At 52.5% G+C, this 12010-nt stretch carries 15 protein-coding genes; 12 read left to right on the forward strand and 3 right to left on the reverse strand.

What is annotated here, in order from left to right; genetic code table 11:
- Positions 1-2 precede the first annotated feature (2 nt).
- Positions 3-941, reverse strand: a complete 939-nt coding sequence (locus BMX66_RS00745) for a DUF5996 family protein (RefSeq protein WP_090877427.1) — start codon at positions 939-941, stop codon at positions 3-5.
- Between the two features lie 186 nt (positions 942-1127).
- On the reverse strand, positions 1128-1424 hold the full coding sequence (locus BMX66_RS00750; protein WP_090877429.1) for a hypothetical protein: 297 nt from the start codon (positions 1422-1424) through the stop codon (positions 1128-1130).
- Between the two features lie 201 nt (positions 1425-1625).
- On the opposite strand from BMX66_RS00750, the gene tadA reads away from it, so the two are divergent.
- Together tadA and BMX66_RS00760 are read left to right on the forward strand one after the other, a co-directional pair.
- Positions 1626-2123 carry a tRNA adenosine(34) deaminase TadA gene (gene tadA / locus BMX66_RS00755; RefSeq protein WP_090879618.1) on the forward strand — a complete coding sequence of 166 codons (498 nt, stop codon included), beginning with the start codon at positions 1626-1628 and terminating at the stop codon, positions 2121-2123.
- Positions 2107-2592, forward strand: a complete 486-nt coding sequence (locus BMX66_RS00760) for a L,D-transpeptidase (RefSeq protein ID WP_090877430.1) — start codon at positions 2107-2109, stop codon at positions 2590-2592. The genes tadA and BMX66_RS00760 overlap by 17 nt, the downstream gene beginning before the upstream one ends.
- A 254-nt stretch (positions 2593-2846) precedes the next feature.
- On the opposite strand, the gene BMX66_RS00765 is transcribed toward BMX66_RS00760, so the two are convergent.
- Positions 2847-3026 carry a hypothetical protein gene (locus BMX66_RS00765; protein ID WP_090877432.1) on the reverse strand — a complete coding sequence of 60 codons (180 nt, stop codon included), beginning with the start codon at positions 3024-3026 and terminating at the stop codon, positions 2847-2849.
- Between BMX66_RS00765 and BMX66_RS00770 the strand changes: the two genes are divergently transcribed.
- The 10 genes from BMX66_RS00770 (at position 3025) to BMX66_RS00815 (ending at position 12009) form a co-directional block, all read left to right on the forward strand.
- Positions 3025-4734, forward strand: a complete 1710-nt coding sequence (locus tag BMX66_RS00770; protein WP_090877434.1) for a CTP synthase — start codon at positions 3025-3027, stop codon at positions 4732-4734. The two genes, BMX66_RS00765 and BMX66_RS00770, sit on opposite strands and share 2 nt — an antisense overlap.
- A gap of 243 nt (positions 4735-4977) precedes the next feature.
- Positions 4978-6261 (forward strand): phosphopyruvate hydratase, encoded by a 1284-nt coding sequence (eno, locus tag BMX66_RS00775; RefSeq protein WP_090877436.1) that lies wholly within the window; start codon positions 4978-4980, stop codon positions 6259-6261.
- A gap of 143 nt (positions 6262-6404) precedes the next feature.
- Positions 6405-6725 carry a cell division protein FtsB gene (gene ftsB, locus BMX66_RS00780; protein ID WP_090877438.1) on the forward strand — a complete coding sequence of 107 codons (321 nt, stop codon included), beginning with the start codon at positions 6405-6407 and terminating at the stop codon, positions 6723-6725.
- Positions 6726-6860: 135 nt separating this feature from the next.
- On the forward strand, positions 6861-7250 hold the full coding sequence (locus BMX66_RS00785) for a lipopolysaccharide assembly protein LapA domain-containing protein (protein WP_090877440.1): 390 nt from the start codon (positions 6861-6863) through the stop codon (positions 7248-7250).
- Between the two features lie 188 nt (positions 7251-7438).
- Positions 7439-8287, forward strand: coding sequence for an urease accessory protein UreD (locus BMX66_RS00790; protein WP_177168714.1), 849 nt, complete (start codon positions 7439-7441; stop codon positions 8285-8287).
- 94 nt (positions 8288-8381) lie between these two features.
- On the forward strand, positions 8382-8684 hold the full coding sequence (gene ureA / locus BMX66_RS00795; protein ID WP_090877444.1) for an urease subunit gamma: 303 nt from the start codon (positions 8382-8384) through the stop codon (positions 8682-8684).
- Between the two features lie 15 nt (positions 8685-8699).
- Positions 8700-9023, forward strand: coding sequence for an urease subunit beta (locus BMX66_RS00800; protein WP_090877446.1), 324 nt, complete (start codon positions 8700-8702; stop codon positions 9021-9023).
- Positions 9024-9079: 56 nt separating this feature from the next.
- Positions 9080-10786: an urease subunit alpha gene (gene ureC / locus BMX66_RS00805; RefSeq protein WP_090877448.1), complete on the forward strand. Its 1707-nt coding sequence runs from the start codon at positions 9080-9082 to the stop codon at positions 10784-10786.
- An 8-nt stretch (positions 10787-10794) separates the two neighbouring features.
- The gene (ureE, locus tag BMX66_RS00810) at positions 10795-11322 is read left to right on the forward strand and encodes an urease accessory protein UreE (RefSeq protein ID WP_090877450.1); all 528 of its coding nucleotides are present in this window, start codon (positions 10795-10797) and stop codon (positions 11320-11322) included.
- A gap of 3 nt (positions 11323-11325) precedes the next feature.
- Positions 11326-12009 carry an urease accessory protein UreF gene (locus tag BMX66_RS00815; RefSeq protein WP_090877451.1) on the forward strand — a complete coding sequence of 228 codons (684 nt, stop codon included), beginning with the start codon at positions 11326-11328 and terminating at the stop codon, positions 12007-12009.
- Position 12010 lies beyond the last annotated feature (1 nt).

Genomic DNA, 12010 nt, shown 5'->3' on the forward strand with positions numbered 1-12010 from the left:
TGTCATGCTGGTGCGATCTCGCGCTCCAGTGCTGACCGGTCCCAATCCCCCAGCGTGGCGGCAGCCTCATAGGTGGTCTGGAGAAAAGAGAGCAGCGTCTGTGGAGGATTTGCGGCTGTACGCACGGCTTCATAGGGAAGGATAAACTCGCCCAGCTTGCCATGAAAATACGCGGCCTCTGGCTGAACTGGATAGTCGTTGAAACCGGCGGGGCTGGGATAGGCGTAAGAGTAGAACGCGGCTTCGCCCAAGCCCGTCCCCGGCCAAAAGCCTGCGCTCGATACCTCGTGGGAATACGCTTCTTGCGTTATCCTGTCGGCAACGTTAGGAAAGCCGCCAGGATGCTTCGGGGCGGTTCGTCCGGAAAACCGGGTCACAGCCAGGTCAATGCCTCCCCAGAAGAAATGCACCGGGCTCACCTTGCCTATGAAGCGGGCGCGGAAATCCTTGAAGACGCAATCGGTCTGCACGAGCGCATGCCAGAAGAGGGAAGCCGCGTTCGCGTCGTAGCTCGCATGCTGCTCATCTTTCTCAAATGGTATTGCCACCTCCACCTCGACCGGGCGGGTAAAGATCCTGACCTCGATACCGAGTTCGGCCAGCGCCTGCATAGTCTTGCGGTAGAAGTTGGCGACAGACATCGGTTCTAGAGCGAATGAGCGATCATTGCCTTGCGAAGTCGTGATGTGCAGCGCGTGAGAGATGAAATCGAAGTCGATGGCAAATGTAAACATCCCGTAGGGGATGGGCGAAGTTGTGAGGCCGCGCGTGGTAACATAAAGTGTAGAACCCCAACTGTGGTTGATGTCCGGGGAGAGCGTCAATCGGATTTTACCGACTACCTGTGCCCACATATTGAGCGTGGTACAAGTGTCCTGCCACCCTTCCAGCGGCGGCAGCCTGGGCCAATCGTTCGGGCCAGCTATATGCTTCATTGTCATGATCATTTCTCCTGGCTGGCAAATACCTTTACGCTACTAACCTCACCCACATGCTATTGGTGCTGCTGTGCCTTATGTATAAGCGGAACGCGGATTAAGCGATAATACCTTTCGTATGCCCAATAAGAGCGTACTTGCAAGGGGGTGTCTTGACGTACACTTTCAAACTGCTCTATAGGAACACTATTAATTCAGGTCAGGACAGGGACCGCATGTTCCGGCCTCGTGGTCGTAGCATCCACACTCTCCGGTTTCTTCGTTGCATACTACGATAAGTACGAAGGGTCCATCAGCTTCGGATGCGCCTGAAGACGAGATTCTGAAGTGTGACCAGTGAACAGGCGTGCCATGCAGACGATTCATTATTGTGCTCATCTCTTGCACTTTGCCGGTAATCTCTTCAAATAAGCGTGCCATCCTGTCTTTATCTTCCCCCTTGAGCGACTTGAGCGACTTCAGTTTTTTTCGTACAGATTTAGGCATATCACATTCCCCGAAAAGATTATTTAAGTTCCGCGCCGAAATGGTATAACTGCGACCTACTATTTTCTTAGACCATATTGTTCCTAATAGCAAGGACGATAAATCCGATAAATCCGTACGAAAGTTGCTCAAGAATGAGCAGAGATGGTTGGTTCCCTAGTTCAACAGAAATTTTTACTGCAACCTGGAACGTGAATGAGCATGAGCAGCGGAGATATTGATTTTATGCGTGCAGCGCTCGAGCTTGCGGTACAGGCAGAAGCAGCAGGCGAGGTGCCCGTAGGCGCGGTGGTAGTGAAGAATGGAGCGATCATCGGACGTGGTTATAATTGTCCAATTTCGACAGCGGATCCCACCGCCCACGCGGAGGTAATGGCGCTACGGGACGCTGCACGATCTCTCGGTAATTACCGTTTGGCGGATTGCACGCTTTATGTGACGCTGGAACCCTGTTCCATGTGTGTAGGAGCGATTTTTCATGCGCGTATTGCGCGACTGGTTTATGGAGCGGCGGATCCGAAGACGGGAGCGTGCGGGAGCGTGATCGACTTAACGGCAGAGCTGAGGTTGAATCATCACATGGAAATGACCGGCGGCATCCTCGCAGAGGAGGGGGGCGGAAAGTTAAAGCAATTTTTTGAAAAACGCCGAAAAACAAGGGTAACAGCAGCGCGGGGAATTAATGAGAATTGTCATTAATATCCCATCTCAACAGCTTGATTTATACGATAATAACAATAGTATTGTCGAACAATATAGCATTTCTTCAGCTGGAAAGGGGGTGGGGCAGCAGTACGGCAGTTTTTGCACACCGTTGGGGAAACACGTCATTCGCGCGAAGATCGGCAAGGGCCAGCCGGTCAATACAGTATTCGTAAGACGCCGGCCAACCGGGGAAATCTATACGCCTGAACTGGGTGCAAGCTTCCCGGGACGCGATTGGATTTTAACGCGCATTCTTTGGCTTTCAGGATGTGAACCTGGCTTCAATCGTCTGGGGAAGGTGGACACCATGCGCCGTTACATCTATATTCATGGCAGCCCGGATAGTGTGCAAATGGGCAAACCTGGTTCCATCGGATGCATTCGTATGCGTAACAGCGATTTGCTGGAATTGTTCGATCTGGTGCAGGCGGGAACAGAGGTTGAAATTAACGACGTCTTTTGACGATTACGCTACACTTTCCCTACCTGCATAAGCCGATCAATAGTCGTCATTTTCTTTTCGCTAGCGTTTTTTGTAACAGCTTTATACGCGGCATTGCGCTCAGTGCCCAGCAACCGCTACAACCATCAACATAGCCCTGTACTTTGCTATTTTCAGGATTCTCTAAATAATCCTTCGCAGGGCACTGGATGGGCAGGGATGAAACGTGTGCCAAGTGCGTAGACAAAATCCTGCTATCCTATCATTTCCGACTATTATTTTTTACCCGAAGCTGCCGTTAAACCGATATCTCCTTTCGATATGCTCCCTGTAATAAAAACCGGGTAAAAAGGATGAATCGCAGTATGACCGAATCGGTTTTTCGGTAAAACACCCGCTTCGCTATCCCGGTCAGTTTGTCCGGGAAGGCCTTTTCCGGTATCATAAGCAGCCATGACAAAGTATGTATTTGTGACAGGTGGTGTCGTATCTTCCTTGGGAAAAGGCATCGCCGCGGCCTCTCTCGCAGCTATTCTCGAAACTCGCGGCATCAAAGTGACGATGCTCAAGCTGGATCCCTATATCAATGTGGATCCCGGCACGATGAGTCCCTTTCAGCACGGTGAAGTATTCGTAACCGAGGATGGAGCGGAAACCGACCTCGATCTTGGGCATTACGAGCGTTTCATCAGCGCCAGGATGAGCAGGCGCAATAACTTCACCACTGGTCAGGTTTATGAGAGTGTGATCAAGAAGGAGCGGCGCGGGGACTATCTGGGTGGGACGGTACAGGTTATTCCGCACATCACCGACGAAATCAAACTGCACATCAAGGCTGGCGCGGGCGACGCCAAGGTAGCAATCGTCGAGATCGGCGGAACGGTCGGCGATATAGAATCCCTGCCGTTTCTCGAAGCGATCCGGCAGATGGCGGTGCAGCTTCCGCGCGAGGATACCTGTTTTATCCACCTCACCTTACTGCCCTATATCACGTCTGCAGGAGAGTTGAAAACCAAGCCGACTCAGCATTCGGTAAAGGAGTTGCGCGAAATCGGCATTCAGCCGGATGTGCTGCTGTGTCGTGCCGACCGCGAGCTATCGGGAGATGAACGCCACAAGATTGCGCTGTTTACCAATGTTCGGGAAGAAGCGGTGATTCTGGCATTGGATGTAGACAGCATTTACAAGATCCCCGCGCTGCTGCATGAACAGATGCTGGACGAAATTGTCTGCCACAAGCTGCATATTCTCGCGAAGGCCGCTGATCTGGGCATCTGGAAAAAGCTGGTGCATGCACTGGAGCATCCTCAACGCACGATAGAAATTGCGCTGGTGGGGAAATATGTGGATTTGACGGAATCTTACAAGTCTTTGTCGGAAGCGCTGATACACGCTGGAATTCATACTCGCAGCAAAATCAACATCCATTATACGGATTCGGAAAATATCGCGAAGGATGGAACCGACTGCCTCAAAGGTATGGATGCAATACTGGTTCCCGGCGGCTTCGGCAAGCGCGGAGTGGAAGGCAAGATAATGGCTATCCGCCATGCGCGAATAAACCGCATTCCTTATCTCGGTATCTGTCTGGGCATGCAATTGGCAGTAATCGAATATGCCCGTGACAAAGCCGAAATGGAAGGCGCGCATAGCACTGAATTCAATCCCGACACACCTTATCCCGTTATTGCTCTGACTACGGAATGGCGTACCCGTGAAGGTCAGTTGGAAACTCGCAACGCCACGTCTGATCTCGGCGGCACCATGCGTCTGGGTGGACAGGAATGTTTACTGAGGGAAGGTTCGCTTGTCCGGAAAATCTATGGAATGGATAAAATCGTCGAGCGGCATCGCCATCGTTATGAAGTCAACAATGAATATATTCCCCGGTTGGAAAAAGCTGGGCTGCGCGTAAGCGCTGTCTCGGCAGGAGAAGGCTTATGTGAGATGGTTGAATTGCCGGAGAGCGAGCATCCCTGGTTTGTCGCCTGCCAGTTTCATCCGGAATTCACGTCCACCCCCAAGGCGGGGCATCCGCTATTCACCGCATTCATTGAGGCTGCCGCCGCTTTTGCCGGTACGCGCTTCGAAGCTGAAGGCGCCGCAGCCGAAGCATCGCCATCCGGTAAAATGAAAAACATTGCCATAAGCGCCATCCAATAGAAAAGAATTAAGTCTGGTTGAAGCTGGCTCGGGAAAATCCAATTCCCGGCTGAAGATTCCTTCATGATCAAAACCAAAATAAAGCTTTAACCCATCCGAATATATGACGGAATTCAGGCGAACGTGCCAGCGATTTCCTTTCCTTTTATCTTCTTTTATCTTCAGTTCGTCTCGCCACGAGGCCTGAATACTTAGCAAAGCAGTTTTTAATAACTTATAAATAAATGACCCAGGGAAAATAGCATGAGTGCAATTGTAGATGTCATCGCCCGCGAAATTCTTGATTCGCGCGGAAACCCTACCGTGGAAGCAGATGTATTGCTCGAATCCGGCGTGCTGGGACGGGCAGCTGTGCCTTCGGGCGCATCGGTTGGCACCCGGGAGGCTGTCGAATTACGCGATGGGGCTGCTCAGCGCTATTTCGGAAAAGGCGTATTGAAAGCGGTGGAAAATGTGAATACCGAAATTTCCGAAGCCATCATGGGTCTGGACGCTATGGATCAGAATTTTATCGACCGGACGCTTATTGATCTGGACGGCAGTGGCAACAAATCGAGACTCGGCGCCAACGCGATTCTTGCGGTATCGCTTGCGGTGGCGAAAGCGGCGGCAGAGGAGTCCGGGCTGCCGTTATACCGCTATCTGGGCGGTGCCGGACCGATGTCGATGCCCGTACCCATGCTGAATGTAATCAATGGCGGCGCGCATGCCAACAATAACATCGATATGCAGGAGTTCGTGATCATCCCATTGGGAGCACAGAGCTTTCGTGAAGCACTGCGCTGTGGCGCTGAAATATTTCATACATTAAAAGGCTTGCTTGACAGCAAGGGGATGCACACCGCCGTTGGCGACGAAGGCGGGTTTGCGCCCAATCTGGCCAGTAATGAAGCGGCATTGCAACTGATCGTTGAGGCCATAGAGAAAGCCGGCTACCTGCCGGGCCCTGATGTCGCCATTGGGCTGGACTGCGCCAGTTCGGAATTTTACCGGGATGGCAGATATCATCTGACATCGGATGGGTTGAGCCTGGATTCAGGGCAATTTGCCGATTATCTGGCCACCTGGATAGACAAGTATCCTATTCTCAGCATCGAAGATGGCATGAGCGAACACGACTGGGACGGCTGGAAGCTGCTCACGAGCAGACTGGGAAAATCCGTGCAACTGGTCGGTGATGATATCTTTGTGACGAATGCCAGCATTCTGAAAGAAGGGGTCGCGCAAGGCATAGCCAATTCCATACTTATCAAACTCAACCAGATCGGGACGCTTACGGAAGCTTTTTCCGCTATCGAAAGCGCGAAGCGCGCAGGCTATACCGCCGTGGTTTCCCACCGTTCCGGTGAAACCGAGGATACCACTATCGCCGATTTCGCTGTAGCCGCCAATACCTTGCAGATCAAGGCCGGTTCACTTTCCCGCTCCGACCGTCTTGCGAAGTACAACCAGTTGCTGCGCATCGAGGAAGATCTGGGTGATGCCGCAAACTATCCGGGGCGGGACGCTTTCTACCAGTTGAGATAGAACGCTGCATAGTTTTTCGACTCGTTTTTCTGGCAGGCAGCGGAAGAAATTTGAAGCACGCATATAATTGAACGCGATGCCGCGAAGCGGGGAAAGTCGCAAGTAGCGGTTTCTCGCGAGCTGTGGTCTTGAGAGATGTTCAAGTGAAAGTATTGAGCTTTATACTCACTGCGTTGATTGTCCTGCTGCAATATCCGCTATGGCTGGGCAAGGGTAGCTGGCTTAAAGTATGGGAAGTTGATCAGCAGGTCATGACGCAGTACGAAATCAACCAGAAACTGAAGAGCCGAAATGCCGCGCTGGACGCGGAAGTACGCGACCTCAAGCAGGGTTATGAAGCCATTGAAGAGCGGGCTCGCAGCGAGTTGGGCATGATCAGGGAGGATGAAGTCTTTTTTCACATAACGGAAGATAACGAAAAAAATCTTTCTCAAGCGGACAGGATGGGAGACGGTAAACCCTGAGTTAACAAAACAGCAAAAATTCAAGGAAATGCCCGATAGCGCAAAATTTCCTTGTTCTTCCTTGTTCTTCATGGCGGGAAAGCCGGGATAGTACGGAGCTTGCCAACGATAGCAGTCAAATAGCAGGATAAAGCCATGCATCTGCTTTTAATAATCGGTGTCGCTCTCGCTATATGCGTTGTAGGGTTTGCTCTGCAGAATAATGTACCGGTGACGGTAACCCTGGCCATGTGGAATTTCGAGGGGTCGCTGGCCCTGGTGCTGCTGCTCGCACTTGGTCTGGGCGTGCTCATTGCCGGACTGATGTCATCGCCAAGTATGATAAAGAGCCGATGGACACGTTCGCGCCTTCGTCAGAAGGTTGCGCGTCTGGAGCAGGACAAGATAGGGCTGGAGCGACGCATCGTCGAACTGGAAGCCGAACTTGCCAGCTTGACTCCCGAAATTATCCCCGAGGAGGAACCCCAGCGCTACCTCGGATTCAAATCGCTATTTTTGGGCGAGCCCGGGAAACCCAAAGAATAATCGAAGTTGCGCACGAATCGCCATGGGTAAGCGTCGCCAAGAGGTTGTGCCATCGAGTGGGCTCGCTAATTTACAAAAAACAAATAACAAGAATGTGCTCGACTTCTCATGCAGAAAATCTTCTTATCCAGCAAGATCTTGTAGCCCCGTTTAATAGCACATACTCCCAACAATACTCACCCCAACCGATGCTGCGCTCGCTTACCAATGCGCCTTTGCAGGCACGCCTGTCTCTGAAATTTGCAGAGGATAGTGGCACGACCCGGCTGGTGGAGCGCGATCATTTCGGTCCTCTGCTGGTGCAGAAACCCCTCTACCCGGAAGGGCGCGAGGTTTGCCAGGTAGTCATCATCCATCCGCCTGGCGGAGTGGTTGGCGGGGATGAGCTTGAGATTTCGGCTCGGGTCGGTGAATCAGCACTGGCACAAATCACCACGCCGGGCGCGGCCAAATGGTACAAAGCCAACGGGCATGTTTCGCGCCAGAATATACGTCTGCATGTCGACACCCGTGGATCGCTAGAGTGGGCGCCACAGGAAACCATTTTTTTCGATAATGCACGGGTGGCGCTTGATCATCAAGTCACGCTGGAGAAAGAGGCAGTCTACATCGGTTGTGAAATTTTATGCTTTGGCCGCACTGCGTCCGGCGAATCGTTCACGGGCGGCCAGATCAGGCAGCGCACCAGCATTCGTCGCGACGGAAAACTGATCTGGTTCGAGCAACTCCGGCTACTGGGCGGGAGCCCTGCCATGAAAGGCTCTCTTGCACTATCAGGCAGGACGGTTTGCGCAACACTTATTTCAACCGGAAAAGCAGTGCCGGGGACGCTGATCGATTCAGCGCGGGAAGAGGCGGACGAAATAGCGAATGGCGCCGGTCATATTGGCGTTTCCCAACTCAAGTCGGTAGTGGTGGCACGTTACCTTGGAGATTCGAGCGAAACGGCAAGGCGTATCATGCTGCATATTTGGGGTTTGTTGCGCCCTGCAATGCTCGGCCGTCCGGCGATCGTGCCACGCATGTGGAACACATGATACCCGTCCAGTGAGGGGTATTTTTTTTCATTGGAAGAAAGACGGGCTTCAGGCTGAGCAGTGTCGAAATTATTATTTTGCGGAGGAGAAAATAATGGACCTTACCCCGAGGGAGAAAGACAAGCTTCTGATATTTACCGCTGGATTGGTTGCGGAAAGGCGCAAGGCGCGCGGTCTGCGGCTTAATTATCCGGAGGCGGTAGCACTGATCACCTGTGCAATAATGGAGGGCGCGCGCAATGGCAATACGGTTGCCGAGCTCATGTCCGAGGGTAGGAAGATACTTGCCCGTCCCGATGTGATGGAAGGTGTTCCCGAGATGATCCCTGATATCCAGGTCGAGGCCACGTTCCCGGATGGAACCAAGCTCGTGGTGGTTCACAACCCCATTCCTTGAAAACAGGAGATTACGATGCGCAGAATACCATTAGTTCCAGGAGAAGTGTTTACAGAGCCTGGCGACATCGAGATTAATGTCGGAAGAAATACGAAAACCATAAAGGTCTCCAATGGGGGTGATCGGCCGATACAAGTCGGTTCACACTTTCATTTTTTCGAGGTGAATGCGGCACTTGATTTTGATCACGAGGCGGCTTACGGGATGCGCCTCAATATTATGGCGGGCACGGCGGTGCGCTTTGAACCGGGCCAGGAACGCACCGTTGAACTGGTTGAGTTCGGGGGAGACAGGATTGTGTATGGATTTAATCAGAAGGTAATGGGCAAATTGAAGTAACCTGAAATAACCAAAGCTTCCTCAATCCCGATCTGTCATAAAGAAAGGAGCCAGAGATGAGCGTTAAAATTTCCCGCCAGGCCTATGCTGAAATGGTAGGTCCTACCACTGGCGATCGTATCCGCCTGGCTGATACGGAACTTATCATTGAAGTTGAAAAAGACTTCACTACCTATGGCGAAGAAGTAATATTCGGTGGCGGCAAAGTGATTCGCGACGGCATGGGCCAGTCACAGCGCAATCATGCTGATGTAATGGATACGGTCATTACCAATGCGGTAATTGTTGATCACTGGGGTATTGTCAAGGCCGATATTGGCCTGAAGGATGGCAAGATTGCCGCCATCGGCAAATCCGGTAACCCGGATATCCAGCCCAACGTGACCATGCCGATTGGCGCTGCGACGGAAATCATCGCTGGTGAGAATATGATTGTCACGGCCGGGGGTATCGATACCCATATTCACTTCATCTCGCCGCAGCAGGCTGAAGAGGCGATGATGAGTGGGACCACCACCATGCTGGGCGGAGGTAGCGGCCCGGCGGTCGGCTCGGTGGCGACTAATTGTACTTCGGGACCCTGGCACATTCATTCGATGTTGAGAGCCTCAGATGGCATAGTGATGAATACCGGTTTGTTTGGCAAGGGTAGCGCCAGTCTGCCGACACCGCTGGAGGAGCAGGTTCTTGCCGGGGTATGTGGCATGAAGCTGCACGAAGACTGGGGTTCAACCTATGCCGCCATCGACAACTGTCTCAACGTTGCAGACAAGTATGATGTGCAAGTCGCGATTCACTCGGATACCCTTAACGAAGGCGGTTATCTGGACAGAACAATCGCGGCGATGAAAGACCGGACCATTCATACTTTTCATACCGAGGGAGCCGGAGGCGGTCACGCGCCAGACATCATGGCGGCGGTGGGGTACGACAATGTATTGCCATCATCCACCAACCCTACCATGCCCTACACGGTCAACACCCTGGATGAACACCTGGATATGGTCATGATCTGTCATCACCTGCAATCTCACATTGCGGAAGATCTTGCATTTGCTGAATCGCGCATCCGCAAGGAGACTATTGCCGCCGAAGATATTCTGCATGACATGGGCGCCATTTCTATGATGTCATCGGATTCGCAGGCAATGGGACGGGTCGGCGAGGTTGTCCTTCGAACCTGGCAAACCGCGCATAAGATGAAGCTGCAGCGTGGAACGCTCCAGCAAGATTCATCCAGGAATGATAACTTCCGGGTGAAGCGTTACATCGCGAAGTACACTATCAATCCCGCCATTACGCATGGGGTTTCGCACGCGATTGGCTCGGTAGAGGTAGGCAAGTATGCTGATCTCGTCTTATGGAGGCCCGCATTCTTTGGCGTCAAGCCATCTATGATTCTGAAAGGCGGCATGATTACGGCGGCTCTGATGGGCGACCCGAATGCGTCGATCTCTACCCCGCAGCCAGTACACTACCGATACATGTACGGCGCATATGGAGGGGGGATCAAAACATCATGTTTCACTTTTACCTCTCAAGCGGCGCTTAATGTAGGACTTGATGATGCCCTCAAACTGGACAAGACGCTGATCGCCGTCAAGAACACACGTAATTTACGCAAGAAGGATATGATCCACAATGGTGCGACCCCCAAAATGGAAGTAGATCCTGAAACCTATGAAGTGCGTGCCGACGGTCAGCTGCTGTCCTGTGGACCTGAAGACATTCTGCCAATGGCACAACGCTATTTCCTGTTTTGAGGCGGCAAATGCTTACATTGGACATCAGGATAGATAATGCGGATTTGATTTTCGCACAGCTTGTTCTGCCTTATGAGCTGAGGGAAAACAGTCGTCTGCGCACCGCGCTTTCCTCCGGAGAGGAAGTCGCCATTTTCACGCCGCGGGGCACCGTGCTGCGGAATAACGATCTCCTCACCGGCCGTGATGGCCGCGTTGTTCAGATCGTCGCCGCGCAGGAGCCTACCTATCGAATTACCTGCGGTACGCCTCATGACTTGCTGCGCTGCGCATTCCATCTTGGTAATCGTCATACACAGACGCAGGTCGGAGCAGGCTTTTTGCGTATTTGCCAGGACAGCGTGCTGAAGGAGATGCTGGAGGGGTTGGGTGCTGTCGTGATAGAGGAAAACGCGCAGTTCGAGCCGGAGGCGGGAGCTTACAGTGGAGGAGGGCATCATCACGATGAGGACGGCCATCACGGCTATGCGCGTGGTCCGCTTGCTCCGATTCCGGTACATCAGAAAATCCATCGCCCGTCCGACCCGAAAACCTAGAGGATGACATTACAATCCACTGCGCTGCTTGCCTTGCTGCAGCTGGCAAGCCCATCGCTACCCATTGGAGCCTATACATATTCGCAAGGATTGGAGTCGGCCATTGAAAAAGGCATGGTTAAAGATGAAAGCTCGGCGCGTAGCTGGATCCGTGAATTTCTGAGAATAACTTCAGATTTCGAAGCGCCGATCCTCTGGCGCTTGTTGAAGGCATTTTCGCTGCGGGACATCAAAGCTGTGGGCTATTGGACAGAACATTTTATCGCAGCGCGCGATACCGCCGAGTTTCGTGCTGAAACAATCCAGATGGGATACTCGCTGGGTAAACTGGTGGTTGAGCTAAAGATTGCAGACGACTCGCTGCTGGAGATACTGGCGAGTCAGCCCGAAATTCCACTGCCGACGGCGTTTGCGTGCACTGCGGAGGCACTGGCCGTGCCGCATGAAGATGCATTGCTTGGAATGCTGTTTTCGATGGTCGAAAATCAGGTGCTGGTATGCGTTAAATCTGTTCCTCTCGGCCAGGTTTCCGGTCAGCGTCTCCTGCTTTCCCTGCATCCTGCCATTGAAGCGGCATTGCACCGTGCTTGCGGGCTTGCGGATGACGAGTTATCCAATTGGGCTCCTGGCCTGTCCTTGCTTTCAATGCAGCACGAGGTGCAATACAGCCGGGTCTATCGATCCTGAA

The sequence above is a fragment of the Nitrosovibrio sp. Nv6 genome (assembly GCF_900110495.1).
GTDB lineage: Bacteria > Pseudomonadota > Gammaproteobacteria > Burkholderiales > Nitrosomonadaceae > Nitrosospira.